The organism is Caballeronia sp. LZ034LL, assembly GCF_031451215.1.
In the GTDB taxonomy this organism is placed as follows: Bacteria; Pseudomonadota; Gammaproteobacteria; order Burkholderiales; family Burkholderiaceae; genus Caballeronia.
In genome coordinates this window covers 848,332-875,245 of record NZ_JARUXR010000004.1, presented here as the reverse complement: position 1 = coordinate 875,245, position 26,914 = coordinate 848,332, and the positions used below count along the sequence as shown (strand labels likewise).

At 63.6% G+C, this 26,914-nt stretch carries 26 protein-coding genes; 13 read left to right on the top strand and 13 right to left on the bottom strand.

The features are described from left to right. Positions 1 to 28 precede the first annotated feature (28 nt). From QCE83_RS31400 to QCE83_RS31365, 8 genes are all read left to right on the top strand, one after another. Positions 29 to 1,477 (top strand): efflux transporter outer membrane subunit, encoded by a 1,449-nt coding sequence (locus tag QCE83_RS31400; protein WP_309820276.1) that lies wholly within the window; start codon positions 29 to 31, stop codon positions 1,475 to 1,477. Between the two features lie 229 nt (positions 1,478 to 1,706). Further along, a complete protein-coding gene (locus QCE83_RS31395) occupies positions 1,707 to 4,268 on the top strand; it encodes an FHA domain-containing protein (RefSeq protein WP_309821192.1) in 2,562 nt (853 codons plus the stop codon). Continuing rightward, positions 4,246 to 5,619, top strand: a complete 1,374-nt coding sequence (locus tag QCE83_RS31390; RefSeq protein WP_309820273.1) for an HlyD family efflux transporter periplasmic adaptor subunit — start codon at positions 4,246 to 4,248, stop codon at positions 5,617 to 5,619. Before QCE83_RS31395 ends, QCE83_RS31390 begins: the two co-directional genes overlap by 23 nt. 52 nt (positions 5,620 to 5,671) lie before the next feature. Continuing rightward, on the top strand, positions 5,672 to 6,424 hold the full coding sequence (locus tag QCE83_RS31385) for a peptidylprolyl isomerase (protein ID WP_309820271.1): 753 nt from the start codon (positions 5,672 to 5,674) through the stop codon (positions 6,422 to 6,424). A 34-nt stretch (positions 6,425 to 6,458) separates the two neighbouring features. Then, a complete protein-coding gene (locus QCE83_RS31380; protein WP_309820268.1) occupies positions 6,459 to 9,518 on the top strand; it encodes a peptidase domain-containing ABC transporter in 3,060 nt (1,019 codons plus the stop codon). Continuing rightward, positions 9,515 to 10,825 (top strand): sigma-54 dependent transcriptional regulator, encoded by a 1,311-nt coding sequence (locus QCE83_RS31375; protein ID WP_309820267.1) that lies wholly within the window; start codon positions 9,515 to 9,517, stop codon positions 10,823 to 10,825. The genes QCE83_RS31380 and QCE83_RS31375 overlap by 4 nt, the downstream gene beginning before the upstream one ends. A gap of 90 nt (positions 10,826 to 10,915) precedes the next feature. Then, complete coding sequence (locus QCE83_RS31370) at positions 10,916 to 11,194, top strand: BrnT family toxin (protein ID WP_309820265.1); 279 nt, start codon at positions 10,916 to 10,918, stop codon at positions 11,192 to 11,194. Then, on the top strand, positions 11,172 to 11,429 hold the full coding sequence (locus tag QCE83_RS31365; protein WP_309820262.1) for a BrnA antitoxin family protein: 258 nt from the start codon (positions 11,172 to 11,174) through the stop codon (positions 11,427 to 11,429). The genes QCE83_RS31370 and QCE83_RS31365 overlap by 23 nt, the downstream gene beginning before the upstream one ends. A 6-nt stretch (positions 11,430 to 11,435) precedes the next feature. Here QCE83_RS31365 and QCE83_RS31360 read toward each other — a convergent pair whose 3' ends face one another. Continuing rightward, complete coding sequence (locus QCE83_RS31360; RefSeq protein WP_309820260.1) at positions 11,436 to 12,206, bottom strand: protein phosphatase 2C domain-containing protein; 771 nt, start codon at positions 12,204 to 12,206, stop codon at positions 11,436 to 11,438. Between the two features lie 105 nt (positions 12,207 to 12,311). After that, complete coding sequence (locus tag QCE83_RS31355; protein ID WP_309820257.1) at positions 12,312 to 12,650, bottom strand: hypothetical protein; 339 nt, start codon at positions 12,648 to 12,650, stop codon at positions 12,312 to 12,314. 461 nt (positions 12,651 to 13,111) lie between these two features. Here QCE83_RS31355 and QCE83_RS31350 point away from each other — a divergent pair, with 461 nt between their 5' ends. From QCE83_RS31350 to QCE83_RS31340, 3 genes are all read left to right on the top strand, one after another. Then, entirely contained in the window at positions 13,112 to 13,603 is a 492-nt protein-coding gene (locus tag QCE83_RS31350) for a lecithin retinol acyltransferase family protein (RefSeq protein WP_309820255.1), read from the top strand. Between the two features lie 49 nt (positions 13,604 to 13,652). Continuing rightward, complete coding sequence (locus QCE83_RS31345) at positions 13,653 to 13,901, top strand: hypothetical protein (protein ID WP_309820253.1); 249 nt, start codon at positions 13,653 to 13,655, stop codon at positions 13,899 to 13,901. 204 nt (positions 13,902 to 14,105) lie between these two features. Then, entirely contained in the window at positions 14,106 to 15,200 is a 1,095-nt protein-coding gene (locus QCE83_RS31340; protein ID WP_309820251.1) for a VOC family protein, read from the top strand. A gap of 24 nt (positions 15,201 to 15,224) precedes the next feature. Here QCE83_RS31340 and QCE83_RS31335 read toward each other — a convergent pair whose 3' ends face one another. After that, a complete protein-coding gene (locus QCE83_RS31335) occupies positions 15,225 to 15,671 on the bottom strand; it encodes a cupredoxin family copper-binding protein (RefSeq protein ID WP_309820249.1) in 447 nt (148 codons plus the stop codon). Beyond that, positions 15,668 to 16,651 (bottom strand): metallophosphoesterase, encoded by a 984-nt coding sequence (locus QCE83_RS31330; RefSeq protein ID WP_309820244.1) that lies wholly within the window; start codon positions 16,649 to 16,651, stop codon positions 15,668 to 15,670. The genes QCE83_RS31335 and QCE83_RS31330 overlap by 4 nt, the downstream gene beginning before the upstream one ends. Positions 16,652 to 16,970: 319 nt before the next feature. Between QCE83_RS31330 and QCE83_RS31325 the strand changes: the two genes are divergently transcribed. Further along, positions 16,971 to 17,651: an RNA polymerase sigma factor gene (locus QCE83_RS31325; RefSeq protein WP_309820243.1), complete on the top strand. Its 681-nt coding sequence runs from the start codon at positions 16,971 to 16,973 to the stop codon at positions 17,649 to 17,651. Next, the gene (locus tag QCE83_RS31320) at positions 17,641 to 18,384 is read left to right on the top strand and encodes an anti-sigma factor (protein WP_309820241.1); all 744 of its coding nucleotides are present in this window, start codon (positions 17,641 to 17,643) and stop codon (positions 18,382 to 18,384) included. The genes QCE83_RS31325 and QCE83_RS31320 overlap by 11 nt, the downstream gene beginning before the upstream one ends. Positions 18,385 to 18,727: 343 nt before the next feature. Here the strand turns inward: QCE83_RS31320 and QCE83_RS31315 are convergent, their stop codons facing one another. The 9 genes from QCE83_RS31315 to QCE83_RS31275 all read right to left on the bottom strand — a co-directional run bounded on the left by QCE83_RS31315 (position 18,728) and on the right by QCE83_RS31275 (position 26,913). After that, complete coding sequence (locus QCE83_RS31315; RefSeq protein WP_309820239.1) at positions 18,728 to 19,552, bottom strand: amidohydrolase family protein; 825 nt, start codon at positions 19,550 to 19,552, stop codon at positions 18,728 to 18,730. 42 nt (positions 19,553 to 19,594) lie between these two features. Then, positions 19,595 to 20,500 (bottom strand): LysR family transcriptional regulator, encoded by a 906-nt coding sequence (locus QCE83_RS31310; protein WP_309821191.1) that lies wholly within the window; start codon positions 20,498 to 20,500, stop codon positions 19,595 to 19,597. A gap of 136 nt (positions 20,501 to 20,636) precedes the next feature. Next, positions 20,637 to 21,074, bottom strand: coding sequence for a type II 3-dehydroquinate dehydratase (gene aroQ / locus QCE83_RS31305; RefSeq protein WP_309820238.1), 438 nt, complete (start codon positions 21,072 to 21,074; stop codon positions 20,637 to 20,639). A gap of 4 nt (positions 21,075 to 21,078) precedes the next feature. Continuing rightward, positions 21,079 to 22,155 (bottom strand): Gfo/Idh/MocA family oxidoreductase, encoded by a 1,077-nt coding sequence (locus QCE83_RS31300; protein ID WP_309820237.1) that lies wholly within the window; start codon positions 22,153 to 22,155, stop codon positions 21,079 to 21,081. Positions 22,156 to 22,204: 49 nt separating this feature from the next. Further along, positions 22,205 to 23,530 (bottom strand): MFS transporter, encoded by a 1,326-nt coding sequence (locus QCE83_RS31295; protein ID WP_309820234.1) that lies wholly within the window; start codon positions 23,528 to 23,530, stop codon positions 22,205 to 22,207. A gap of 56 nt (positions 23,531 to 23,586) precedes the next feature. Then, positions 23,587 to 24,375 (bottom strand): enoyl-CoA hydratase-related protein, encoded by a 789-nt coding sequence (locus QCE83_RS31290; RefSeq protein WP_309820232.1) that lies wholly within the window; start codon positions 24,373 to 24,375, stop codon positions 23,587 to 23,589. Between the two features lie 20 nt (positions 24,376 to 24,395). Continuing rightward, the gene (gene aroE, locus QCE83_RS31285) at positions 24,396 to 25,229 is read right to left on the bottom strand and encodes a shikimate dehydrogenase (RefSeq protein ID WP_309820230.1); all 834 of its coding nucleotides are present in this window, start codon (positions 25,227 to 25,229) and stop codon (positions 24,396 to 24,398) included. After that, entirely contained in the window at positions 25,229 to 26,449 is a 1,221-nt protein-coding gene (locus tag QCE83_RS31280) for a CoA transferase (RefSeq protein ID WP_309820228.1), read from the bottom strand. Before QCE83_RS31280 ends, aroE begins: the two co-directional genes overlap by 1 nt. Next, positions 26,449 to 26,913 carry a MaoC family dehydratase gene (locus tag QCE83_RS31275; RefSeq protein ID WP_309820226.1) on the bottom strand — a complete coding sequence of 155 codons (465 nt, stop codon included), beginning with the start codon at positions 26,911 to 26,913 and terminating at the stop codon, positions 26,449 to 26,451. The genes QCE83_RS31280 and QCE83_RS31275 overlap by 1 nt, the downstream gene beginning before the upstream one ends. Between the last annotated feature and the right edge of the window lies 1 nt (position 26,914).

Genomic DNA, 26,914 nt, shown 5'->3' with positions numbered 1-26,914 from the left:
TCGGTGCGCGTTCACCGGGAGTGAGATCGTGCAAGCCTTGTTGCCATCGTTGCGCGTGCGATCGGGTCGTCGCTGGTCTACGGCCGCCGGGCTATGCGCCGCCGCGCTGCTGTCCGGTTGCATCGACGTGAAAGTGCCCACCTACCAGCGCCCCGACACGCCCGAGAAAACCGCATTCACCAAAATAGACGCACCCGCCGTCGCCGCATCCGACACCATCCAGCCCGACTGGTGGAAGCAGTTCAAGGATCCGTATCTGGATTCGCTGGTGGAGCAGGCCATCAAGGGCAACATCGACATCAAGGTGCTCGCGGCGCGCATCCAGGTAGCGGGCGCGCAGATCGGCGAAGCGCGCGCGGGCGCCTTGCCTTCGATGGACCTCGGTGCGGGCGCGGCCTTCGAAAAGACCACCGGCCAGAAGTTCTCGAAGACCTATAACGTCGCCACGCAGGTGAACTGGGACATCGACATCTGGGGCGCGGTGGAGAAGGGCGTGCAGGCCCAGAAGGCGGAGTTCCGCGCCACCGAGGCCGACTGGCGCGCGGGCTATCTCGAACTCGTCTCGTCGGTTTCGACCACTTACTTCCAGATCCTCCAGTTCGACGACCAGATCGATCAGCAGAAGAAAACCATCGCGACCAATCAGCAGATCCTGACGATCTTCGAAGGCATGGAGAAGAACGGTCTCGTGCCGCATACCCAGGTGTTGACGCAGCGCGCCGAACTCAACCGTCTGACACGCGATCTGCTCGAGATCGAACGCTCGCGCGATCTCGGCGACAACGCGCTCGCGACGCTGATCGGCGTGCCGGCCGGCAATTTCAAGGTGCCCGAAGGCCAGCTCCAGAAGCGCGTGCAGGCGCCGCCGGTGCCGTCGGGTCTGCCGTCGCAACTGTTGTCGCGCCGGCCCGATCTGATCGCGGCCGAATACCGCGTGCTCGAAGCGTACGACCTCGTCGGCCAGGCAAAGCTCGCGCAACTGCCGACCATCAGCCTGACGGGACGCGGCGGCACGGCAAGCTTCGCGCTCACGGATCTGCTCAAGACCTTCACGTTCAGCTTTTTGCCCAGCATCAACATTCCGCTGCTGGACCCGAGCGTGCGTGCCCACGTGAAGACCACCGAAGCACAGACCACGGTATTCGAACAGCAGTATCGAAGCACGGTGATGGGCGCATTCGAAGAAGTGGAGAACGCGCTCGTCAATCTCGACTCGCACATGAAGCAGCGTGGCGAGCTCCAGCAGGAAGTGGATCAGCTGTCGGTCGTGGCCGCGCAGATCGACGCGCAGCTGAAGGAAGGCGTGATCTCGCAGTTGCAGGTATTCGAGACCGAACGTACGTTGCTGGCCGCGCAACTGGCCTTGCTGGCGAATCATCAGCAGATCCTCTCCGATACGGTGACGCTCTACAAGGCGCTGGGCGGCGGCTGGCCGACGGTCGACGTGCAGAGCGCGAGCAAGGACGCGATGAAGTAAGCAGCGCTTCGGCCCATGCGCCGCGGCGATGTTTCATATGAAGTAATCCATGCAGGATTGCTCACGACCGCACGATTGACTACGACGATGCGTGACTTAAACTTTCAACAGCCGCCGGAACCCGTTGCTGCAGCCTCCGGTGCGGCTCAACTTGTCCATGTACCCGGCGTCGACGGGCGTTCCCATAACGCGTCGGCCGCAGCGGCTGGACGCAGCGTGTGACATGGACATGGCTCAAGGCTATCCCGTCGCGGAACCGCCGCCGAGTGTCGGCGAGGCGTTCGATGTCATCCTGAAGCCGCTGCCGAACCCGGAGCTCGGCAGCGACGCCGAGCATCTGACGGAAATCCGCATCGACGAAAACCTGTTCCCGATCGGCCGCGCCGAAGCGCCGTTCGACGCGAGCCCGCCCGAAGCCGTGGCGCAGCTGTCACGCCGGCATGCACGGATCTTCATCGAACACGGCTTCGTCTATATCGCCGATCTCGGCAGCAAGAACGGCACCGCCGTCAACGGCACGCCCGTGCGCGAAACACCCGCGCGCGTCCACAGCGGCGACATCGTTTCGTTCGGCAGCCGGCTGTCGTATCGCGTGCAGTTCGCCCCGCGCGCACGCGGCGCGGGCCAGTCAAAGCCGGTCGGCGTCACCTTCGTGCCGCAACGCGACGATCTCGGCTTGCAGATCATCGAACTGGTGCAGTTTCCGTTTCTCGTCAGCAAGACGGACGATCACTTCGCGCGCTTTCGCGAGCGCTATCCGCATCAGGTGAACTATGTGTCGCGGCGACACGCGCATGTGTTCATCAAGGGCGGCGCGCCGTTCGTCGAGGATCTCGGCAGCACCAACGGCACCTTCGTCAATGACGAGCGGCTCGGCGCGTCGGCGCTCGAACTGAAGGACGGCGACCGTGTCGCGTTCGGCGGGACGCACTTTGCGTACACGGTGCGGTTGCACGGCGACGAAGGCGAATCGACGCTCACCGAAATGGCCCAGCCGAAGAGCCCGCAGGCACAGGTCGCGCCCGAAGAAGCGTTCGACAGCGACAAGACGACCTTCGTCGGGTCGGCGCATTCGTTTCTCGACATCTTCTGCGTGGATCAGGCGGCCGCCCGTGAAGACGAGATCAACGTGGATGCGCAGCCCGGCGTCGCCGAAGAGAAACGCCCGGACACGCAGCAGGCGAAACGGAGCAAGGCTGCGCTGTTCGTCGGGGAATTGCGCCGGGCGCTGGCGAGCGATGACCGTTCCGCGTCGCGGCGCACGCGCATGGTGGTGGCAGGTGTGCTGGCGGTGTTCGTGGCGGCTGGCACGGCATTGTTTTATAGCGGCTCGTCCGAGCGGCACGTCAAGTCGCTGATGGCGGAGGGCGACTACAGCGCGGCGGCCGGCGCCACGGACACGTATCTGAAGAATCATCCGCAGGACCTGCATTACACGGCGATCAACACCGAGGCGGTGCTCAAGTCGAACGTGCCGCACTGGCTCGCTGCACTGAAGAAAGGCGATTTCAAAGGCGCGGACGCGATCATCGCGCAGATGAGGGCGCTCGGCGAACACAACGCGGACGTGCGTTCGCTGCTCGACGAACTGACCTGGATCGGCAAGCTGGAAGCGTTCGTGATGGGCCGCGGCGGCGCCGATGCGCCCATCCGCATCTATGCCGACGAGCCGCGCATCGATGCGATCCTCAAGCACTGGGACGCCGATGCAAGCGGGCATCAGCGCGACCTTGACCGCATCGCGGGCTATGTGCCGGAGTTTCGCGAGCCGTATGGACTGGCGCTCAGTCACCTGCGCAAGCTGCAAAGCGACGATTCCGTGTACCTCTCGGCCATCGACCGGCTGGATGCGAGCATCGTGAAGAGTCTCGGACAGGACGATCTCGATGCCATCGACGCGACGCTCAAGGACTATGCGGACAAGTATCCGCGCCTCGCGGGCCTCGATCGCGTGCGCGCCGATCTCGATGCCTTCGGCGCCGTGCGTCGCAGCCTGAATGGCGCGAGCCTTGCGCCGCTCGCGGCTGCGTTGAAGAAGGCCAATTTCTCGACGCCGCCGTTCCAGGACAAGCTGCGCCAGATGAGCGCGGGTCAGTTGCCGCCGCAGCCGGTGCTGACGCAGTATGCCGCCGTGGCGGACGCATGGAACGAGGGCAAGAGCGCCCGGGCGATCGACGCGCTGCAGCAGTTGCCGCAGGGCGCATGGTCTGCAACGGTGCAGAAGGAACTGGCGCACAAGAAGGCCGTGGCCGCGCAGTTCGCCGATGTGCAGAAGGCACGTGGCACGAAGAACTATGAAGAAACGCTGCTCTCGTTCTACGAGACGCTCGACTTCGACAGTGACGCGTACTACGTAAAGACCGTCGCGCCGGAAGTGGCTTCGCTGAAGGACCGCGCGACGGCCCGCGCGCAGTCGCTCATGGCGCAGGCGCAGACGTCGTGGCAGCAGTATCGGACGAACGGCGGCATTGGCGGATCGCAGCGGCTGGAGGCCAACGTGTCCGACACCTTCCGCGCACAGGCGAAGCTGCTGTCCGACGCGGAAGACGCCGCCACGCGCGGCATGCGCATCTTCAGGCAGGTGAAGGCCGATGCCGCGAGCGCGAAGTGGAGCGCGCTGGCGCGGGAGATCGACACCGAAGCGGACTTGCAGCGCCGCTCGCTGCAGGATCTGCGCATGGTGCTCGAACCCGGATTGCTGAATACGAAGCTTGGACTGATCGGCGGCGCGCAAGGCGCCATGACGAACCCCGGCGGAGGCGCGACCAGTGAAGCGAGACGCACACCTTAAGCCCTTGTCCGAAGCGCTTGGGGATCACGGCGTGGAAGGCATCTCGATCCTCACCGCGGAGCCGCTGAGGTTCACGCAGGCGCTGGTCTTCGCGATGGTCGCGCTGATCGGCTCCGGGCTGATCTGGTCGTTCGTCGGCCATGCGGACGTCATGGTGTCGGCGCAGGGCACGCTCGCGCCGGAATCGGAGGTGCGGCGCTTCTATGCGCCCATCGACGGGGAACTCGCCGATCTGTACATCGCGGAAGGCCAGCCGGTGCGCAAGGACGACGTGATCGCGCGTCTCAATGCCCGCGGCGCGATCGAGGCAGCCTCCAACGCGCTTGAAGCGCAACTGAAGCTCGATGACGCCGAGCGCGAATGGAAGCAGTTCCCGGAAAAGAAACTGCTGATGGAGCGGCGCATCGCGGCGCTCAAGGATCAGATGGATGTCGAGGAGCACCAGCACCAGCAGCGCGTGTCCGAAGGCACGAGCAAGCTCGCGGAAGGCCAGAAGGCGCAGTTGCAGGAAGCGCGCAGCACACTGGAGAACGCCCGTCGCGCCCGCGATGCCGCCAAGGTCGAACTCGACCGCTTCCAGCGCCTGTTCGCGTTGCCGGGCGGCGGCGGCATCGCGCAGACGCAGGTGGACCAGAAGCGCAATGCCTATCTCGAAGCGGACGGCGCGTATCGCGTCGAGCAATCGCGGCTCGCGGAACTCGACTTTCGCCTGAGCCACGACTTCACGCAGGCGAAGCGGCAACTGGAAACCAGCGGCCAGGAAGCGACCAGCCTGCGGCTCCAGTATGAGGCGGCGATGCGCGAGGTTGCGAGCACCGAAGACAAGTTGCGTCTGCAACTACAGACCGCGCGGCTGGTGGCGGACGCCGCCGCGCGCATCAAGTTCGAGAACATCGACAAGGACAATTTCCTGCTGATTCTCGCGCCGGTGTCGGGCGTCATCACCGATGTCACGTCCACCCAGCCCGGCGACAAGATCCAGGCGAACACGCCGATAGGCGGCATTGCGCCGGCGAATGCCAAGCCGGTGCTGAAGATCGAGATCGCGGAACACGACCGCGCGTTCCTGCGCGAAGGACAGCGCGTGAAGCTCAAGTTCAATGCGTTTCCGTATCAGCGTTACGGGGTGATCGACGGCACGCTCGCGTTCATCTCGCCCGCGACGAAACCGAGTCCGACTACCAAGCAGCCGGTGTATGAAGGACGCGTGACGCTCGATCGCGACTATTACCAGGTTGCCGATACGCGTTATCCGCTGCGCTACGGGATGACGGCGAACGCGGAGATTGTCGTGCGCGAGCGGCGCTTGATCGACCTCGGGCTCGATCCGTTCCGCAACGTGGCGGGGTAGGTGCAGGGGCAGGCTCATCACCAGATCGACACACATCCAGACGGAGAAGAACATGACGGCGATTGTGCGTATCGACGACGAAGTGGTCGACGTCGGCGAGTTTCTCAGGTCATTGAAGCTGAGCGGCCAGTTCGACGGCCTCATCGAGCAACTGGTGCGCGACAAGCTGACGGTGCGCGCGGCGCGCAAGACCGGCGTGGAAGTCAGCGACGAAGAAATCCAGAATCGCGCCGACCAGTTCCGCCGCATTCGCGGACTGCATCGCGCGGCGGACATGAACAATTATCTCGATGCGCTGCACGTGAGCCTCGACGAGTTCGAGGTGTTCATCACGGACTCGCTCTATCAGGAAAAGATGCTGGACCGCGTGGGCACCGCGCGCGAGGTCGAGGAGTACTTCCAGCTGAATTCGCCGCGCTTCGACAGCATCGAGGTGAGTCATATCCTGCTCGATACCGAAGGCAGCGCGAAGGAGATGATCTCCTATCTCAACGATGATCCCGACAGCTTCGCCGAGATGGCGCGCGAGCATTCGCTGGCCGATACGCGCGACGAAGGCGGGCGGGTTGGCCGGGTGATGCGCGGACAGTTGAAGCCGGAGATCGAGGCGAAGGTGTTCAACGCCGAAGTCGGCGATCTGTTGGGACCGTTCGTCTCCGCCGACGGGACGTCATATGAAATCTTCGCGGTGACGGCCAAGTATTCCGCGCAGCTCGACGACGACGTGACTGCCGAAATCCGCCGCCTGCTGCGCGAGGAATGGATGTCGCTGCGGGCGCAGGAACATGTGATCGAAGCACGCTGAAGACCTCTGAAGCCCACCGAGCAAGCGACACGACATGGACGCGCCATCGAGCCTCGATTCACCCGCCGAGTTCCTCTCGTCGGTGGAGATACTCTCGCCGTTTTCGCGCGAAGAAATCGACGAACTCGCCGCTCAGGCGAGCTCGCGCCGTTTCGGTTTCGGCGAGACCGTGTGCAATGCCGGCGACGCCGCCAATGGTCTCTATATCGTCAAGGCGGGCTCGGTACGCATCTTCACCGAGGAGCACGGCAAGGAAATCAGCATGGGGGTCCGGAAGGAACGCGAGACCTTCGCCGATATCGCCATGCTGCGCGACTACCGCCATGAATCGTCGGTGCGCTCGTCAGGCAAGACCGAGTTGCTGTTCATTCCGCGCGCCGCGATCGAAGTGGTCATCGCGAAGAATCCCGCCGCGCTCGCCTTCGTGACGAGTTATGTCGCGATCAATTCGGCGGGCGGCTTCGTCGCCAAGCTTTTCGACTTGCGCACCAAGCTCAACAAGGCCGAACTGGAAGAGTGCGTGCGCAGCGTGGGCGTCAAGCGTGTGGCCGAGGGCAAGGAAATCCTCAAGCAGGATTCGCGCGACGACCGGCGGCTCTATGTCGTGCGGCAGGGCGAAGTGCGCATCGTGCGCGAGGAAGGCGGCCAGCAGCATGTGCTCGCGACGCTCGGTCCCGGCGAGATCTTCGGCGAGAAGGCCTGCGTGATGCGCCAGGAGCAGATGGCCTCGGCCATTGCAAGCACCGATACGCGCCTGCTCGTGATTCCCGAGAAGACGGTGCATTTCATCATCGAGCGCAATGTGAAGCTGCGCGAGGTGCTGGAGGAACGTATCCGCTTCACCGAGCGCGAGATGCAACGGCAGAAGAAGATGGCCGAGCGCCGCCGCCTGCCCGCGATGCTCGACCTGCACACGCGCCCCGAAATGGGCGAACGCATCCTGAAGCGCTTCGCCTGGGTGGAACAGGCGGAGGAGATGGATTGCGGCGCGGCGTGCCTCGCGATGATCTGCCGGCACTACGGCATCAACATGACGCTCGGCAAGCTGCGTGAACTCGCCAACGTGACGACCTCCGGCGCGACGCTCGATTCACTCGCGCGCGCCGGGGAATCGCTTGGCTTCACGGCGCGCGGCGTGCAATGCACGTTCGAATCGCTGCGCGGCTTCGAGATGCCGTTCATCGCGCATTGGGAGGGCTATCACTACATCATCATCTACGGTGTCTCGAAGGACAACGTGTGGGTCGCGGACCCGGCGCTCGGCTTCAGGAAGATGACCGTCGGCGAGTTCGAGCGCGGCTGGAGCGGCACCTGCCTGCTCTTCACGCCGGGACAGGATCTCGCGCAGAAGGCGGTGTCGCGTTCGCCGTGGCTGCGCTTCGTCGGCTATCTGAAGCCCTACAAGAAGATCCTGCTGCACCTGTTTCTCGCCACCTTCGTCATCCAGGTGCTGGGCGTTATTCCGCCGCTCATCATCCAGAACATCCTGGATGGCGTGATCGTGCATCAGAACGTCGGGCTGCTGCATGTGCTGATTGCCGGGCTCATCATCTCCAGTCTGTTCACGCAGCTGATGTCCACCATCCGCGCCTATCTCGCGAACTTCATGGTGCGCAACATGGACTTCGCGATGATGTCGCAGTTCTTCAAGCATACGTTTTCGCTGCCCTTCGGCTTCTTCGCCAAGCGCAAGACCGGCGACGTGTTCGCGCGCTTCCAGGAGAACCTGACCATCCGCGCGTTCCTCACGGAATCGACGGTCACCACCGTGCTGAACCTGCTGATGATCTTCATCTACTTCACGATCATGTTCCTCTACAACGTGAAGCTGACCTTGTTGCTGATCGCATTCGTGATCCCGATGACAGCGCTCACGGTGCTCGCCACGCCGCGCATCAAGCAGAACGCGCGTGAGACCTTTTCGGCGGGCACCGACGCGCGTTCCTATCTGATGGAAGCGCTCGGCGGCGTCGAGACCGTGAAGGGCATGGGCATCGAGCGTGCCGTGCGGCTCAAGTGGGAGAAGAAGTACGCGAAGTCGCTGGAGACGCAATACCGCTCGCAGCGCTTCAATATCGCGGTGGGACTGTGCAGCCAGTTGCTGAACGCGGCGACGACCATCGGCGTACTGTGGGTGGGCGCGAACCTGGTGCTGGCGCGCGAGTTGACCATCGGCCAGCTGATTGCGTTCAACGCGTTCATGGGCAGCGTGCTCGCGCCGCTGATGGGGCTCATCAACCTCTGGAGCCTGCTCAACGATGCAGGCGTCGCCATGGAGCGGCTGGGCGATGTGCTCGACATCGAACCGGAGCAGAAGCCCGAGGACATGCAGCAGCGCGTGATGCTGCCCGACCTGCAGGGCGACATCAGCTTCAAGGACGTGTACTTCCGTTATGGCGACGGCGAGACGCCCTACGTGCTCGAGAACATCAGCTTCGACATCAAGCCGGGCGAGCTGATTGCGGTGGTCGGGCGCAGCGGCTCGGGCAAGACGACGCTCGCGAAACTGCTGGTCGGTTTCTACGGGCCGAGCGAAGGCAAAATGACGGTGGACGGTTACGACATCACTGTGGTCGACAAGGGTTTCTATCGCGCGCAGATCGGCTATGTGATGCAGAGCAACCTGCTGTTCTCGGGAACGATTGCCGACAACATCGCGAGCGGCGATGAAGCGCCGGACCGCAGGCGCATCGAGGAAGTCGCGAAGATGGCCGATGCCCACGCGTTCATCGTGAAGATGCCGCTCGGCTACGAGCAGGTAGTGGGCGAGCGCGGCGTGGGACTCTCGGGCGGACAGATTCAGCGGTTGTGCATCGCGCGGGCGCTGTATCACGACCCGCGCCTGCTGGTGTTCGATGAAGCCACGTCCGCGCTCGATACGCAATCGGAGAGCAACATCCTCGGCAACATGCAGGAGATATTGAAGGGGCGCACGGCGGTCATCATCGCGCACCGGCTGTCCACCATCATGCGTGCCGACAAGATTCTCGTGCTGTACGAAGGCGGCATCGTCGAGCAGGGCAGGCACGACGAACTCGTCGCGAGAAAAGGCATGTACTACCAACTCGTGCAGAAGCAACTGAGCGCAGCATGAAAATACTCGACCAACCGGAAAGCGAAGCCAGCGCGCCGACCTCGGCGATCTCGTATGCGGGACTCATCGAGAAGATCGAGATCCTGCGCTCGACACTGCGCTGGACCTCGCGTCTCGAACGCCCTGAAATCGAAAAGCTGCTGCGTCAGGCGAGCGCCCTGCGCGACGAAGTCATGCAGATGTCGCACAAGGAGCGTTTCGTGCAGGCAGCGGCAGCGGAGCCAAAGCGGGACTTATCGCCGGGTGCGCGGCGGCGGGCCTTGCTGGAACGCAGCTTCATCTTCGAAGGGACGTTCGGTGACAATCCCAAGCTGCTCGAAGCGCTGGAGATTGCCGAAAAGGCTGCGCCCACGGATCTGCCGGTCCTGATCGACGGCGAGAGCGGCACCGGCAAGGAACTGATGGCGAAGGTCATTCACGCGAATGGCGGGCGCGCCGATAAGCCGTATATCTCAGTCAACTGCGGCGCGATTCCGGACAATCTGCTGGAGTCGGAACTGTTCGGGCATCGCAAGGGCGCGTTTACCGGCGCGACCAACGATCGCAAGGGCAAGTTCGAGAGCGCGCATACCGGCACCATCTTTCTCGATGAGATCGGCGAGTTGCCGCTCACGGGCCAGGTCAAGCTGCTGCGCGTGCTGGAGGCGCATGAGATTCAGCGCGTGGGGTCGGACGAACCCATTGCGGTGGATACGCGCATCGTCGCGGCGACCAACCGCAACCTGCGCCAGTTCTGCGACGAAGGGCGTTTTCGCGAAGACCTGTTCTACCGTCTGAGCGTGATTCACCTGACTCTGCCCGCGTTGCGCGAACGGCGCGACGAGATTGCGTTGCTGTTGCAGTACTTCGGCGATGAAGCGGCGGCCACGCTCAAGCGCCGGCCAGTGCGCATGTCGCCACGGTTGCGCGATTTCCTGCGCAACTACGATTACCCCGGCAACATCCGCGAGCTGCGCAACGTGGTGTACCGGCTGACGTGCCTCGCCACCGACATGGCGGACCTCGAGCATCTGCCGGTGGATATCCGGCCGAAGTCGTCGCTCTCGCTGGCTATGAACGATGCCTCGGCGAACGGCAACGGCATCGTGACGGCGAGCTCGCTCGCGGAAGCGAAACGCGTGGCGAGCGATGAAGCCGAACGCGCGTTTCTCGAACGCGGTCTGAAGGAGACCGGTGGGACCGTGGCGGAACTGGCGCGGCGCTATGAGATGAACCGGTCGCATCTGCAGATGCTGTTGAAGAAGCACGGGCTGCATTCGAAGGAGTTCCGGCTGGCGGCGCAGAAGAGCCGGGAGGCGGAGGGGTGAAGGACGCGCATGACGTGCTCTCAGCTTGCGTGTTGACTTCGTCCCCACAGCCGGGCAAAATGTACATACAAACGTAAGTACAGGTGGCGTGTGCATTTCGAATGGGATAACGCAAAAAATCAAATCAACATTCGGAAGCATGGAATCGATTTTCGAGATGCCGTTGATGTATTCAATCACCCGGTCCTGACCAGGCTCGACAAACGGGAAGCATACGGAGAGGAGCGCTGGATCGCGGTGGGCTGGATCAAGCAATTGGTGGGCGTTGTGGTGTATGTCGAGAGATACGCGGATGTGATCCGCATCATCTCGGCGCGCCGGGCAGATAAACACGAGGCAAAACGATATGAGCAAGAAGTCGGGAACTGACTGGAAGCGCCTGGCCCGGATGACCGATGCCGACATCGATTATTCGGACATCCCGAAACTTGACGATGCGTTCTTCGAGCAGGCGGAACTGCACGTTCCACCCAAGCAGGCGGTCACGATGAGGCTCGATGCGGATGTGCTCGAATGGTTTCGTCAGCAGGGAAAGGGTTATCAGACACGCATCAATCGGCTGCTGCGCGCCTACATGCTGACCCAGCAGAATCGCCATACCTGACCCTCGTCACACCCCCGGATTCACCTGCGTCTTGTCCGACGCCATCAGATCCTCGGCATGCGCGACCACCACGGAGATGTTGTCGCGCCCGCCGCGTGACAACGCAATCTCGAGCAGCCTTTGCGCCGCCATATCGCAATCGCCGGGAGCGAGCTCGCTCGCCATCTCCGCTTCGCTCACTTCGTTCGACAGACCATCGCTGCATAGCAGGAAGGTGTCGCCGTCGCGCAGTTCGAGTGTGTTCTCGTCGGGCTCCAGCACGTCCAGCGCGCCCACCGCGCGCGTGATCAGATGCTGCGCCGGATGGTGCAGCGCTTCCTCGGCCGTCAGCTGCCCGCGTGCCTTCAGTTCCTCCACATGGCTGTGGTCGCGCGTCAGCTGCACGAGATTGCCCCGCCGCAGCAGATAGATCCGGCTGTCGCCGGCCCACAGGTAGCCGCAGGCGCGCTCGCGTGCGATCAGCAAGACCACCGTACTGCCGATGCGCGAGACCTGTCGGCGTGCCGCCTCCGCACGCAGTTGTTCGTTCACGCGCAGAAGCCTCGCGCGTGCATCGGCCAGGACGCCCGTCAGGCCGCTTGCGCCTTTTACCTTCGTCAGGCTCTCGATGACCATGCGGCTCGCGAGATCGCCGACCGCATGGCCGCCCATGCCGTCGGCGACGGCCCACACGCCGCGCGCGGGGGCATCGAGCAGGGCGTCCTCGTTGATCTGCCGCACGCAGCCGGTGTCGCTGCGGGCGGCGGAAGTCCATCGAAACTCGCTGGGGAAGGTCATGGCAACCTCCGGGATTCCGGGTGGCGCGGCGGCGGGCGGGGACTGCGGACGATCGCGGTCATTGTCTCCCAACATGCGCCGCAGCGAACGGCGGATGTGCACCGCTCAGCCCGCGCGATTCCCGGCGACCGAGTCGGGATTGACCGTCAGCGTGGCCCCGTTGCCCGTGTTGCTGACGGTGGTGCTCTGGAACTGGTTGACCATCTGGCCGACGTTGGTGGTGTTGTTGGTGACGTTGTTCGTCACCTCGTAGATGTTGTTCGTGACATCGAAGACATTCACGGTCGCGCCACCCACTCCGCCGCCGCCGCCCGATCCCCGATCCACAAACGGCGTGATCCAGCCGTAGACCCAGGGAGCACCGCCGCCGCCGCTGATGGCCGACATCGCCGCCTGATCGAGTTCCTTGTCGTAGGCGAGATCGGTGATGGTGAGGATGCCCATGGCAGTTCTCCGGAATGGCCTGAAGGGACGCGCGAGATCAATGCAAAGGCCGTGCCGGAATGCGCGCTCAACCCGGTCAAAAAATGGGTCGCCATAACGGGCGGGCGTGAGCGGCTGGGTCCCTGATAACTTCTGCTTCGCAAACTCAGGCGAACAGTCGGCACGGCGCCGACACCGTGCGCGGACTCGACTGTATCTCGCCAACACCTTGTCTGACGCACGCTCGATACGCTCCAGAGCGCGTTACGAAGCAGGCGAGCAAATGACGCGACAGACCCGACAGACACGCCCGAGAACTGTTGGTCTCGATCCTACAGCCGCTGACCGTCACGTGGAGTAAAACTAGCGTAAAAATATAAAAATCAATGACATAGAAACACTGGCAAGGAAGATGCAAAAGAGCTGGCAACCCGGCGCCACACAAACACATGACGCCAAGCCGAACAGCCTCGGAGCCAGCCATGTCAACCCAAGAACAAATCGAAGTGAATCAGGCGCAAGCCTTCGCGCCGGCAGACGAACCCGCTCTGGGCACCGAACTCGTCACACGCCGTTCCGGCTACGACCACCACGGCATCTATGTCGGCAACGGCATGGTCATTCACTACGCAGGCTTCGCCAAGTCGCTGCATCGCGGGCCGGTCGAGGAAGTGACCATCGAACAGTTCGCAGCCGGTCACGAAGTCACGGTCCGTCAGAACCCGGCCGCCACCTTCGTCGGCATGGAGGCGGTGCGCCGCGCGCGCAGCCGCATCGGCGAAGACCGCTATCAACTGCTGACCAACAACTGCGAGCACTTCGTCACGTGGTGCCTCGACGGCCGCGCGCGCAGCCGCCAGGTGCAGGCCTGCCTTGCGCATCCGCGTGCTGCGGTCCGCGCCGTGAGCGGACTGTGCCGTGCCTATATCGCCGCCCGCCGCATCCGCCGCATGAATGGGGCGCTCGCCGCCTGATTGGCGCTCGACGCGCCGAATGCTGAACCTTGAACCCGAGGAGACCGTCATGCAAACCGCCGCCAACTCGCTGCACTGGGCCGTCGACAAGTGGCTCGCACCGACTTCCGCGCATCCGGCACGGGTCGTGCGCCTGTGCCGTTCGCAGGCGACCGGCGCGCGCTACGTGTGCATCGAGGCGCAGCATCCGGGCGGCCCGCTCGCGATCATCTTCTTCCGTCACGACGACGGCACCTGGAACGTGTTCCCGCCGCAAACACGGCGCCCGTCGATGAGCGCACAGCGTCTCGCCGCCTGAAGACGACGGACAGCAAGGACGGCTGACAGCCGGGCAGGGCCGGAGCGCGTCGGGCGGCTCCGGCTTTGACACGGCGAACCCGCTGCCGCTACTCTAGGCGCAAGCATTCCGGCCCGGCGGCGACATTGCCGGGTCGCGCGGAGGCGGCCGGTCGTGGTAGCTTTGCGTCCGTGAACCAGATCGTACAATTTTGAGGTAATGCCGATGACACAGCCCGACTCCGTCTATCCCGCCCGCGCGACGTCCGAATCCCGTCCGGACGACAATCCGCTCGGCATTGCGGGGCTGGAGTTCGTCGAGTTCTCGAGCCCTGATCCGGAAGGGCTCGCCGCGCTGTTCGGCCGGCTCGGCTTCGTGCCCGTGGCGCGGCATGTCAGCAAGGCGGTGACGCTGTTTCGCCAGGGCAGCATGAACTTCCTGCTGAACGCCGAACCGGATTCGTTCGCCTCGCGCTTCGCGGAATCGCACGGCGTGGGCATTGCCGCCATCGGTATTCGCGTGCTGGATGCGCAGGTCGCGCACGAGCGCGCGCTGGAATACGGCGCGTGGGACTTCGAGGGCGAGAAGATCGGCCCGAACGAACTGGCCATTCCGGCCATCCAGGGGATCGGCGACTCACATATCTACTTCGTGGACCACTGGCCGGGCAAGAACAGCGGCGAGAGTTCCATCTACGACATCGACTTCCGGCCCATTCCCGATGCAAGCCCCGCCGCGGACAACACCGGCCTGCTCGACGTCGATCACTTCACCCAGACGGTCGGCGCGGGGCGCATTCAGGAATGGCTCGACTTCTATCGCGAAGTGCTGCACTTCGCGGAGATCCATCAGGTGCATCCGGACTGGCACGTCTCGCAGGACTCGGCCGTGATCGTGTCGCCGTGCGGTTCGATCCGCATTCCGGTGTATGAGGAAGGCACGTATCGCACGGACCTGATGCAGCAGTACCTGCCGGACCACGAAGGCGAGGGCGTGCAGCATATCGCGCTGGCATCGGCGGACATCTTCGCTTCCGTCGACAGCCTGCTCGCTCGCGGCGTACGTTTCCTCCAGCCGCCGCCGCGCTATTACGACGAGATCGACGAACGTCTGCCCGGCCATGGCCTCGACATCGAGGCGTTGCGTTCGCGCGGCATTCTCGTCGATGGCGAGATCCTCGCCGACGGCACGCCGCAGCTGTTCCTGCAGACCTTCGCCGAGCGCCGGCCCGGCGACATGTTCTTCGAGATCGTCGAGCGGCGCGGCCATCACGGTTTCGGCGAGGGCAACCTGAGCGCGATCGCGAAGGCGCGCGGCTGAACAGGCACGCCTTCGCATCGGCGCTCATTGCACGACGACCGTCCCGGTCATGTGCGGATGCAGCGAGCAGAAGTACTTGTAGATGCCGGGCTTGTCGAACACGTGCGAGAAGTGCTCACCGCTGTCGAGCGGATCCGACTTGAAGGTCTTGCCCTCGTCCGCGACGGTATGCAGCATGTCGTCGTGATTCACCCAGGTGACCGTGGTCCCGACCGGCACCGTGATGCTCGGCTGACTGAACGCGAAGTTGTCGATGGAAATGGTCGGCGCGGCGGCTATCGCTACCTGTTGCGCGGGCGCGGGCATCGGCGTCTGTGCCGGTTCCGCTGCACAGGCTGTAGGCACCATGCCGATCACGCCCTTTACGACCAGCGCGAAGGCCGCCTTGCGCAGGAACTTGCCGGCGAGCGGCCGGAGCGTGGCCGGCGAAACATAGGGCGACACATAGTTCGCAAGCGTCGTGGAGATCATGACTGCACCCCCGCGAGCGACGTATCCGTGACCGCGAGCTGGGTTCGTCCGGCGACGTGGGTGACTTCACGCAGCCCGAGCATGCTGCGCAACTGATCCGACGGCACCTTCATCGGTCCCGGTCCCGACGGCGCGCCGGGCGCGGGTTGCGGAAAGGCGGTCGACATCGCCGAATAGAAACGCATCTCTCCCTCCACCTTCTGTGCGACCTGATGCACGTGGCCGTTCAGCACGGTCACCGAGCCGAAGCGCTTGAGCAGCGCGAGCGCCTGCGCGCTGTCGTCGGTGCCCCAGCCCCACTCCGGATAGAGCGCCCACAGCGGGATGTGCGCGAACACGACGATCGGCGTGCTGCTCGACTTGCCCTGCAGATCCGCCTTGAGCCAGGTGAGTTGCGCATCGCCGAGAAAGCCGAGGCCGCCGCCCTTCAGATCGATCACGTTGGTCAAGCCGATGAAATGCACGCCGCCCTGGTCGAAGCTGTACCAGTGGCGGTTGCTGCCGCGGCCGTATTGGGCCGAGAAGCGGTCGAAGAACGGGTTGCCGTCTTCGACCAAGACGTCGTGCTCGCCGGGTACGTAGTGCACGTCCATGCCGGCGGCGCCGATGATCTGCGTCGCCGTATCGAATTGCGCGGGCTTCGACAGATGCGTGATGTCGCCGGTATGGATCATGAAGGCGGGGCGCTTCTTCATCGCGCTCACGCGTTTCACGGCTTCATCGAGCGTGCTGGTCGGCTCGGTGTTCGGATCCTTGTTGAAGCCGATATGGCTGTCGCTGATCTGCACGAAACTGAAGCCGCTGGTCGTCTCGGCGGCTTGCGCCGACGAGATCAGGCGCGAGACGGGCACGCCGCCGCTCACGGTCCAGATCACGCCGGCGCCCGCCCATGCCATGCACGACAGAGCGGTGCGGCGGCGCTTGCCGTGATCGTCGAGTTCTTCGTGTTGGTGCTGTTCCTGAGTGGTATCCGTTTTCATGGCGGGTTCCTTGGTGTCGATGTGGGTCGTGGTTCCTGGGGTCGGGTGCGCTTCCTTTGGGGGAAACGCGTGCCCCTGGCGGCCCGGTGCAGGGGACGAGGCCTGAGCGTGGCGCCCGGTGAGCGGACGTTGCTGCGGCATCCGTCCATCGAACCGGCGTGGATGCGCTGTTATTCCCGCTTTATTTTTCGGGGAAGCGGGTTGAAGACGGGAATAAAACCCGGACGACGTGCGTAACGGTGAGGGAGGGCGCGGGAAGCGATTTGGCCGCGCCGCCTGGGGCAGTTTCCCGAACGTGGCAGCGAAAGGAGACCGCGCGATGTGGCAAGGCAGGTCGAGACAGGACAAGGCCGGACGCGGCGAGCACGCGGACCCGCAGGCGGCGATGGCCATGCGGGCGCGTTTCGAGGCGACCGTGATGCCGCATCTGGATGCGGCCTATAACCTCGCGCGCTGGTTGTCCGGCAATGCGAGCGATGCCGACGACGTGGTGCAGGAAGCGTATCTCCGCGCCTTCCGTTTCTTCGGCGGATTCGATGGCGGCGCCGAGGCGAACGCGCGTGCGTGGCTGCTGGCGATCGTGCGCAATACCTGGTTCACGGAGTGGCGTCGACGGGTGCAGACAGCCGACGCGACGCCTTACGACGAAGAACTGGGCGGCGACGAGGCGTTGCCGGGCTGGTCGGAGGAAGGGGGCGCCGATCCCGAGACGCTGGCCGTGCGCCGCGACGAGATCCACCTGGTCCACCGCGCGCTGGAGGCGCTGCCGGTGGCCTTTCGCGAGGTGCTGGTGTTACGGGAACTGGAAGACATGAGTTACAAGGAAGTCGCATCCGTGACGGGCGTGCCGATCGGCACGGTCATGTCGCGGCTCGCGCGCGGCCGCAAGATGCTGGCGGGGGCGGTACGCGCGGCCCAGGGTGGGCAAGACCGGCCGAGCGTGCGGCTCGTGCGCCGTGCCGGACCAGGTCAATCAGAGGAGTCGGGAAATGGAAAATAACGACACCGCCTCGCTGGATACGAGGCTCGCCGACGGTTCGCTGTACCAGCGCGCACCGGTGCATTTGCGCACGCAGGTGCTGGCGCGGGTGCGGGAAGAGGCTTTCGAGGCAGAGCACGAGCGTGCGCCCGTGCATCGGGCGAGCCGGGGCTGGTTCGGCAATGCGTTCGCCGCGCCCTGGCCGTTCTTCGGCGGCGCGTTCGCCGGCGCGACGCTCTCCGCGCTCGTGCTCGGCGCGATGCTGTGGTTCCAGGCGCTGCCGCTGATGACAGGCGTTGCGACCGGATCGCCGATGGCGCAGGAGATCGTGTCGAGCCACGTGCGCGCGCTGATGTCGGATCGTCCTATCGACGTGCTGTCCAGCGACAAGCACACGGTGAAGCCATGGTTCAACGGCCGCATCGACTATGCGCCGCCGGTGATCGATCCGGCCGGGCCGGGATTCGCGCTGGTCGGCGGCAGGCTGGATTACATCGATCATCGTCCGGTGGCGGTGGTGGTGTACCGGTATCTGAAGCATCCGATCGACGTATATGTGTTTCCCGAGCACAAGGGCGATGGCAAGAGCAAGACGGCCGACAAGGACTTCACGCCGGTCGTCACGCAATCCGACGATGGTTATGCGCTCGCACGCTGGAATCACGACGGGATGACGTTCTGGGCGGTGACGGATGCATCGGGCGGGGTGTTGAGGCAGTTTGTCCACGCGATCGAGACGGGCGCGCCGCGCTGAGGGAAGGCGGCGGTTTCACAAGGGTGCAAGGTTGCGCGCGGTGTTCTTCGGGATGCCGCGCGTTTTTTTATGGGCGCGGGTGACTGCGGGACCGCGTTCGGGCGGCGCGTGGGCGTTGCCGGTTGGCGCTACGCATCCGGTCCTCAAGTGGCAATTGACTGGGCAGTGAGGAGCGCATAGTCGACAGCGAATCGGCAGCGATGCCGTCGGTTCGCTGTTTCAGAATCAAGAGACGACGACATTTCTACTTTGCTGCGGCATCAAAATTTCCTCTAATTTGTGTTATGTAAACTAAAGGAAGCGCGGTTGAGTTCAGCTGCTGCAACCTTCCCCCCGCCAAGCCTCAGAACCCGAAAAGCCGCCGAGGCGTTTCCCACTGAACCTGTCGCCGGATCCGCGCATCCGGAATCATCTTCTCAAACAGCGTCAACAACGGCCCGTAATCAAGCCGCTCGGGCGCCCTCAGAAATGGCCAGTCCGATCCCCACACACACTGCTGCGGCCCGAAGACCCGAAGCAATGTGTGCGCGTATCGCCAGGCGTCCTCGTAGGGATAGGCATCGCGAGAAAACTTCTGCCAGCCGGAAAGCTTGACGGTCGTGCGCCCGTTGTCGGCAAGACGAAGCAGCGCGTCGAATCCAGGCTGATCGACTCCCGCTTCTGCGCGGGGTCGTCCGCAGTGATCGATCGCGAGCGTGGTTCCCTGCTTGTCGAGCCACGGCTGAAGCGCGACCATTTGATCCTCGACGACCTGGACCTGAGCCACCATGCCGAGATCCGCGAGCATGCCGAACAACGCGCCGGCACCCAGCACCGCATCGACGCCTTCCATCGCCGAATTGAACGCGACTCCCGCCACACCCGCGCGATTCAGCGAAACGAGCGTCTCCCGCGTAATGTCGTTTTCGACGACCGCGATGCCGCGAAAGCGTCCTTCATGGCGCGCGATTGCATCGAGAAGACAGCGGTTGTCCGTGCGATATCCGCTGGTCGGTCCCACCAGCAATGCATGTCCGACGCCATAGGCATCGAGCACCTGCACGAACTGCGCTGCCGTGCCGATCTCCTGACCTTCCGGCCGATAAAGCGTGTCCTCGCGATAGGGAAAGCGCAGCGGATCGAATATGTGGCAATGACAATCGATCTTGTCGTCTTCGAAAACGCTCATGCAGATGCTCTCCATGGATGGTCGTCGATAGCCGGCTTTAGGCTAACTTCTGCTCAGGAACAACTCGGCCACGACCGAGCGAAGCCAACGGTTGCCCGCTTCATGATGATATTTCGCGTGCCAATGTTGTCGTACCGCGAACTTGTCCACCGGAAAGGGACACGCATGAACCGCGACGTCATTCACTCTCGCCAGTGTCTCGCCGATATTTCGCGGCAACGTAGCGATAAGATCCGTCGACTTGACGATCGATCCCAGTCCAAGCATGCCCGGCAGTTCCAGCACGACGTCGCGCTCGATCGCTTCGCGCAACAACGCTTGTTCCAGCAATTGCGCGCCCGTGCCGGCCGCGATGATCACATGCCCTTCGTTGCAATATTGCTTGAGCGTCAGTCGGGCGCGCACGCGAGGATGGTCCGGATTCGCAAGGCATACCCAGTCCTGCATGTACAGCTGTTGCTGGTACATGCCGCCGCCTAGCCATGGAACGTGCCCGATTGCGAGATCGGCTTCGCCGGATTCGAGCGCCCGTTCCGTATTCCCATCGATCCTTGCCGCTTCCAGCCGGATGTCCGGGGCCTGGACACGTACGTGTGCCAGCAGACGCGGAAGCAGCGTGATGTGACTGGCGTCGGTCATGCAGATCCGGAAGCGCCGCTTGGCCGTGGCGGGATCGAAGGAAATCTCCCAGGCCGCAAAACGGCGCAGCGACTCGAGGATTTCCCTGCAGGGTCCGATCAACGCATCCGCCTGAGGCGTCGGCGTCATGCCGCCCGGCGTGCGGACGAACAGCGGGTCCTGCAAATGCTCACGCAGACGCCCCAGCCAGATGCTCACCGTGGGCTGACTCTGGCCGAGTTGTTCCGCCGCCCGTGTGACGCTGCGCACGTCATACAGCAGGTCGAACAATTGCAGCAGTTTCAGATCAGGGAGTTCGGAAAGGCTCATCGCTCTATTGCCTGTCGCAATGCCCTCATTGTAACCATTGCATTGCGCGTGTGGCTCCGAGTTCTTATCGTGAATGCACGCGTTCCCCATCTTCTTCTCATCTGCTCTGCGGCATTAAGGGCGACCCCGTGGCGTGTCAGCCAGCCGCCGACACGGCGGCACGAAGTCCAAGCGAATAGCTTTCGATACCAAAACCGCAAATCTGCCCTTTCACCACTTCGGCAAACACCGACTTGTGCCTGAATGCTTCGCGCGCGTGGATATTCGACATGTGAATCTCGATCACGGGCACGGTCAGAATGGCAAGCGCGTCGCGGATGCCATAGCTGTAGTGCGTCCACGCGCCGGCGTTGATGAGCACGCCATCGACGTTATCGACGAAAGCCCGATGGATCCGCTGACACATGTCGCCTTCGCTGTTCGTCTGATAACTCTCGACCGTAACGCCCAGCTCTCGGCCGAGCGCGTGCAGTTGCGCATCGATATCCGCGAGCGTCGCCGTTCCGTATTGAACGGGATCCCGCTTGCCGAACATGTTGTGGTTGATGCCATGCAGCATGAGAAAGGTTTTCATCGTTTCATCCAGCCTGGTGTTGATGTGGGTTCGTGTTCGCGATATCGATGACGGATCCGCTTTGTGCGGCCTTCACGATCGCATCGGTGACGCGAAGGTTTTGCAAGCCGTCGCGCGCGGTGACGATCGGTTTTGCTTCACCGCGTATGACGCGCCCGAAGTGCTCCATCTGATGCCTGAGCGGATCGTCCCGGGTCATGGCGGCCACGCTGACGTCGAACGGCTTCCACCACGACCGGTCTTCCGCTTTGCCATAGGTCTTGAGGCGCATCGTCGGGATCGACAACGAACCGAACGTGCCGGCAATGACATAGCAGTCTTCATCGGCATAGGACGGGTAGGCCTTGTTCTCTTCCGACGTCTGTTCCCAGCTGCGCGCGCTGGCAGCCGTGTCGGAGAGCAGGAACGTGCCCAGCGCGCCGCTCGCGAAACGCAGGTTCACGGCGACGGTATCCTCGACCTGGAAGCCGCGCGTCGCGTTCGACGAAAACGCCTGCACCGCGACGATGTCGCCGCACAGCATCCGCAGGTTATGAACTTCGTGGATCATGTTCAGCAGGATCGGGCCTGCACCCGGTTCCTTGCGCCACGGCGCATCGTCGAAATAGTGATCCGGCTTGAAAAACAGCGCGCTGCCCATCACGGTAACGAGCGCACCCAGCCGTCCTTCGTCGATGATTTCCTTCGCGCGCGCCATGATCGGGCTATGCGCGCGATGATGGCCAATCAATACTGTCGCGTTGAAGCGGTCCGCATCGGCGACGAGGGCTTCGGCTTCCTCGACGGTGGACGCGATGGGCTTCTCCAGCAACATCGGCACGCCTGCCCGCATGCATGTCAGTGCATGCTCCGCATGCAGCCTGTTTGGCGTGGCGAGGACCACGCCGTCAGGGCGATCCCTCTCGAAGAGCTCGTCGAGCGATGTATAGCGCGGCACACCTGCCTTCACGGCAACGTCGAGGGCCGCGTCGGACGGATCGACAACCGCCGACAGCATGCAAGCCGCGCTTTCCTGCAACACGCGGATATGTTCGAGCCCAATATACCCGGCGCCGGCTACGGCGATGCGCGTTCTTTCCATGTCACTCTCCATTGAAACGAATGGTCAAGGCGTCGATGGACAGGACGCGTCAGGCACGCTTCTGCCAGCCTTCCGGGCCGGCGTGAATCGCCCACATCGAAATCAGGTTGAACACGATGCCCACCGCGACGATGGGCCAGGTCGCGCCGCCGGTCTCGGCCTGGATCAGGGTCGCGGCGAATGGAGCGCTGCTGCCGATCACGACGGCGAGGTTGTAGGCCACAGCCGAACCGCGGTAGCGGAACTCGGTCGGAAAGGCCTCGGCGAAATAGGCGGGCTGGACGCCGGCGTGGAACTGCGCCGCGCACAGAAGAAACACGATGGCCAGGCCCATCAGGAGGATGTGTCCGCTCAGGATCAGCGGGAAGAAGACGATGAACGCAGCCAGCATCGAACGCGATCCGGCCAGCATGGCGCGACGGCGTCCGAGTCGATCGCACAGGACGCCGCCGAGGCCCATCGCGAACATCGAGCAGAGATGCGCGACGATCAGAATGGCAAAAGCGGTTTGCTTCGATACGCCGAGCTTCGTCGTGGCATACGAAAGGATGAACACCGTTGCAATGAAGTAGGCAATGGAGACGGCCGCCCAGACGAAGGTGAGCCGCAGGATCGTCCCGCCGTGCTTCAGGAAGCCGCTTGCCGGTTGAGCGTGGCCCGACCGTTTCTTCTTCATCTCCGCTTCGAACGCGGGCGTCTCGGAGATGCGCATCCGGATGAACAAGCCGATCGCCACCAGCAGGAAGCTGAACAGGAACGGAATGCGCCAGCCGAAGCGCAGGAACTGATCATTCGTGACGAGCGCGGCGACACCAAACAGCACGGCATTGGCCAGCACCTGTGCAAGCGGCGATCCCATGGCGATGAACGAACTGTAGAAGCCGCGCCGGTCCTTCGGTGCATGCTCCATCGTGAGCAACTGGCTGCCCGTCACCTCGCCGCCGAGCGCGAAGCCCTGCATGAAGCGCAGCGTGACCAGCGCGACCGGCGCGAGCACGCCAATGGATGCATAAGTGGGCAGTATGCCGATCAGGAACGAGCAAATACCCATCAGCAGAAACGTGAAGACCAGCATGTTCCTGCGGCCGACGCGATCGCCGAAGTAACCGCAGACCAGCCCTCCGAGCGGACGGGCGATGAAGCCCACGGAGAAGGTCGCGAAAGCCGCGAGGGTTGCGGTCGTCGGATCGGTCTTCGAGAAGAATAGTTGCGGCAACACGGTGGCGGCAATGGCCCCGTAAGCCGCAAAATCCAGCCATTCCAGCGCAGACCCGGCGATGCTGCTGAGTGCCGCCCGGTTCGCCATCCGCTTTTCGTCGGCGTGCTCCATGCGAACGGCGCGGTCGCCGTTCATTGCGTGTTCTTGCGGTGTCAATTGCATCTCCTGGAAAGTGGTATCGGCCCGCTTCTCCGAGCGGTTCGATGGAAGAATCAGTGCCCGGTCCAGTCCGGCGGACGTTTCTCCGCGAACGCCTTCGGGCCTTCACGCGCGTCATCGCTTGCGAGCATGCGTTGCGCGAGCGGATAGTCCTCGTGCATCGTCGAGGCGAGACTGGCCTGTGCGAGGCTCATCAACATGACCTGCTTCGATGCCTGGATAGCGAGCGGCGCGCACGCGAGAATGTCGTCGGCAAACGCACGCGCCCGGGCCATCAACTGCGCTGCGGGCACAACTTCGTTGATCAGCCCGACGCGTCTCGCCTCATCGGCGGAAATGCGTTTGCCGGTCAGCACCAGCGCCATGGCGTCCTTCATGCCGATCTGCCGCGGCAAGCGCTGGAGCAAGCCGCCGCCCAGCGCCGCGAGTCCGACGCGCGGCTCCGGCAAGCCGAATTGCGCATGATCGGACGCGACCGCGATGTCGCATGCCGCGAGAATTTCCATGCCGCCGCCGAGGCACAGGCCATTTACCGCGGCAATCAGCGGCTTCCACAAGTCGAAGCGATGCGTGATGCCCGCGAATCCCGTCGACGGCTTCGTGTGGTCTCCGGTGGCATCGAGCGCTTTCAGATCCGTACCGACACAAAACGCCCGCTCGCCCGCGCCGGTCACGATCGCCACGCGCAAGGCGGGATCGGCGGCGTAACGGTCGAAGGCATCGGCCAGTTCGCGGTGAGCATCGGGATGCAGCGCGTTGAGCACTTCGGGCCGATCGAGCGTCAGCGTGAGCAACGGCCCTTCCACTTCGTAACGGCAATAGCGATACGTTTCAGGTTGCATTCGAAGCTGCCTCGCAGGCGTCAGTTGAGCGGGACCGTGAGCCGGTCGATGAGCGCGCGCGTCTGTGGCCGAACCCCGCGCCACCACGCGAACGCTTCGGCCGCCTGCTCGACCAGCATGCCGACGCCATCCGCGATGCCTTGCACGCCGGCATCGCGTGCAAGCTTCAGGAAAGGCGTGAGGCCTTTGCCGTAGGCGAGTTCATAGGCTGTGCCGTGCGGGCTGAAGACAGAAGGAGGAACGGGCGGCAACTGTCCGGTCAGGCTTGCGGACGTGGCATTGACGACGAGATCGAACGGACCCATCGACTCAAGTTCCGCATAGCCGCATGCTGTCAACGAATCGCCTGATGAAAGCTGTTCGACGAGTGACGTTGCCTTCTCCACATGCCGGTTGGCAATAACGAGTTGCGCCGGCCGCGCTGCCATGAACGGCAGCAACGCGCCGCGCACTGCTCCGCCTGCGCCGAGCAACAGCACGCGCTTGCCTGCCATCGGCTGATGCAGATTGACTTCGATGTCACGCACGAGGCCGACGCCGTCGAAGTTCTCGGCGATGATCCGCCCGTCCTCGAACTTCATCGCGTTCACTGCGCCTGCGAGCGCCGCCCGTTCGCTGCGTTCGTCGGCCATGGCGAATGCCTGCAGCTTGAAGGGCGCGGTGACGTTCATGCCTTTGCCGCCTGACGCCATGAAGTTCCTGACCGTTTCGGCAAAGGCCTGCTTCGGTTCAAGCGGACCTTCGATCGCAACGTAGGTCATGTCCTGCCTGGTCTCTTGCGCGAAGAGCCCGTGGATCAGCGGGCTCTTCGTATGCCCGATCGGATTGCCGATGACCGCGTAGGAGTCGCTCATCACGCGGCTCCTCTTGAGAACAGCACGCCATCGGTCTGCATCGCGTCGATCTCGGCGGCGCTGAAGCCCAGCGACTGCGCGACTTCCGCATTGTGCTGTCCGAGATCGGGGCCGACTTCGCGAATGGAGGTATCGCAATCGGAGAAGCGGAACGGCAGGTTCGGCAGACGCAGCTTGCCCAGGCGCGGATGCTCCTGCTCGATCACCATGCCGCGCGCGACGATCTGCGGATCGGCCACGACTTCGTCGATGCGCTGCACCTTCGCGCACGGCACGTCCACGCTGTCAAGCAGCGCCAGCACCTCCGCGACGGAGCGTGCGGCAACCCACTGCTTCACGACGGCAAGCACCGCTTCACGGTTCGCGTTGCGTCCGTTCAGGCTGTGAAAGCGGGTATCGGCCGCAAAGCCCGCGGGGCCGCCGTGCTGCTCGACGATCGCCGCAAAGCGTTTCCATGAATCGTCGACCTGGGCGGCAATGACGAGATCGCCATCAGCGGCGCGGAACACGCCGTATAGCGTCGATGTCGGCATGTCGTGGCCGGTCTGCTCCGGCACCACGCCCTGCATGGTGTAGCACTGGACCGCGTATTCATGCATCGAGAACAGCGTGTCGTACAGCGCCATGTCGATATGCTGACCGCGCCCGCTCTTCACGCGGCCCAGCAGCGCGGCGTTGATCGCGGCAACCGCGTGAATGCCGGTGTACATGTCGCCGAGCGAAATGCGCATGAGCGGCGGCGGCTCACCAGGATTGCCGATCATCTGCATGATGCCGCTCTTCGCTTCCGCGATCAGGCCAAAGCCCGCACGATGTGCGTCCGGCCCGGTGTGTCCGTATGCCGAGATCGAGCAATACACGAGTCCCGGATTGCGCCCGGACAACGCGGCATAACCCAGACCCAGCTTGTCCAGCGCGCCGGGCCGATAGTTCTCGATGAACACATCCGCCGAATCGCACAGACGCTCCATGAACGCCTTGCCGCGCGGATCCTTCATGTTGACGCTCACGCCGCGCTTGCCCATGTTGAGTTGCAGGAAATAGGCGCTTTGCTGGTCGTCGAGAATGGTGGCGTGCTGACGTCCTGCATCGCCGCTGCCCGGACGTTCGACCTTGATGACTTCTGCACCGAGTGCCGCGAGACAGCGGCCCACATACGGACCCGCAAGAAAGTGGCTGTAATCGACGACGCGCATACCTTCGAGAGGACGGGCTTGCATCAGTTCGCTCCCGGACGACGCGGAATCATCAGGCGATGCTCGCCGCGTTGAACGACATCGCCGTTCTGATTGATCAGCTCGGACGGCAGGACCACGATGCCCCACTCCGGCTTGCTCTTGCTCGCCCGCATGGAGCCGACGCGGAATTTCACATGCAGTACGTCGTTGACCTTGATCGGCAGCAGGAAGTCCCAGGTCCAGCCGAGCGACATGCCGGGCAGGAAGCGATAGTCGCTCTGCGTCTTGAGGCCATCGGCAATCGACAATCCGAACAGGCCGTGCGCCACGATCGAACCGAAATGGCTTGCGTTGGCGTAGTCCTCGTCCACATGCACCGGCGTGTGATCGCCCGTGAGGTCGGCATAGGCCAGGATGCGGGCCTTGGTAACGGTGTAGGTCGGGCTCACGCATTCGTCGCCTTCTTGCGCGTCGTCCCAGTACTTTTCGATGATCGGTTTGCTCATG

Excerpts from the sequence above, each read along its gene's own strand:
- QCE83_RS31320 (WP_309820241.1), top strand. The coding sequence starts at position 17,641 with ATGGAAAATAACGACACCGCCTCGCTGGATACGAGGCTCGCCGACGGT.
- QCE83_RS31345 (WP_309820253.1), top strand. The coding sequence starts at position 13,653 with ATGCAAACCGCCGCCAACTCGCTGCACTGGGCCGTCGACAAGTGGCTC.
- QCE83_RS31360 (WP_309820260.1), bottom strand. The coding sequence starts at position 12,206 with ATGACCTTCCCCAGCGAGTTTCGATGGACTTCCGCCGCCCGCAGCGAC.
- QCE83_RS31340 (WP_309820251.1), top strand. The coding sequence starts at position 14,106 with ATGACACAGCCCGACTCCGTCTATCCCGCCCGCGCGACGTCCGAATCC.
- aroQ (WP_309820238.1), bottom strand. The coding sequence starts at position 21,074 with ATGAAAACCTTTCTCATGCTGCATGGCATCAACCACAACATGTTCGGC.
- QCE83_RS31380 (WP_309820268.1), top strand. The coding sequence starts at position 6,459 with ATGGACGCGCCATCGAGCCTCGATTCACCCGCCGAGTTCCTCTCGTCG.
- QCE83_RS31280 (WP_309820228.1), bottom strand. The coding sequence starts at position 26,449 with ATGCAAGCCCGTCCTCTCGAAGGTATGCGCGTCGTCGATTACAGCCAC.
- QCE83_RS31325 (WP_309820243.1), top strand. The coding sequence starts at position 16,971 with ATGTGGCAAGGCAGGTCGAGACAGGACAAGGCCGGACGCGGCGAGCAC.
- QCE83_RS31365 (WP_309820262.1), top strand. The coding sequence starts at position 11,172 with ATGAGCAAGAAGTCGGGAACTGACTGGAAGCGCCTGGCCCGGATGACC.
- QCE83_RS31395 (WP_309821192.1), top strand. The coding sequence starts at position 1,707 with ATGGCTCAAGGCTATCCCGTCGCGGAACCGCCGCCGAGTGTCGGCGAG.
- aroE (WP_309820230.1), bottom strand. The coding sequence starts at position 25,229 with ATGAGCGACTCCTACGCGGTCATCGGCAATCCGATCGGGCATACGAAG.
- QCE83_RS31330 (WP_309820244.1), bottom strand. The coding sequence starts at position 16,651 with ATGAAAACGGATACCACTCAGGAACAGCACCAACACGAAGAACTCGAC.
- QCE83_RS31275 (WP_309820226.1), bottom strand. The coding sequence starts at position 26,913 with ATGAGCAAACCGATCATCGAAAAGTACTGGGACGACGCGCAAGAAGGC.
- QCE83_RS31385 (WP_309820271.1), top strand. The coding sequence starts at position 5,672 with ATGACGGCGATTGTGCGTATCGACGACGAAGTGGTCGACGTCGGCGAG.
- QCE83_RS31355 (WP_309820257.1), bottom strand. The coding sequence starts at position 12,650 with ATGGGCATCCTCACCATCACCGATCTCGCCTACGACAAGGAACTCGAT.
- QCE83_RS31335 (WP_309820249.1), bottom strand. The coding sequence starts at position 15,671 with ATGATCTCCACGACGCTTGCGAACTATGTGTCGCCCTATGTTTCGCCG.
- QCE83_RS31375 (WP_309820267.1), top strand. The coding sequence starts at position 9,515 with ATGAAAATACTCGACCAACCGGAAAGCGAAGCCAGCGCGCCGACCTCG.
- QCE83_RS31350 (WP_309820255.1), top strand. The coding sequence starts at position 13,112 with ATGTCAACCCAAGAACAAATCGAAGTGAATCAGGCGCAAGCCTTCGCG.
- QCE83_RS31290 (WP_309820232.1), bottom strand. The coding sequence starts at position 24,375 with ATGCAACCTGAAACGTATCGCTATTGCCGTTACGAAGTGGAAGGGCCG.
- QCE83_RS31315 (WP_309820239.1), bottom strand. The coding sequence starts at position 19,552 with ATGAGCGTTTTCGAAGACGACAAGATCGATTGTCATTGCCACATATTC.
- QCE83_RS31310 (WP_309821191.1), bottom strand. The coding sequence starts at position 20,500 with ATGAGCCTTTCCGAACTCCCTGATCTGAAACTGCTGCAATTGTTCGAC.
- QCE83_RS31300 (WP_309820237.1), bottom strand. The coding sequence starts at position 22,155 with ATGGAAAGAACGCGCATCGCCGTAGCCGGCGCCGGGTATATTGGGCTC.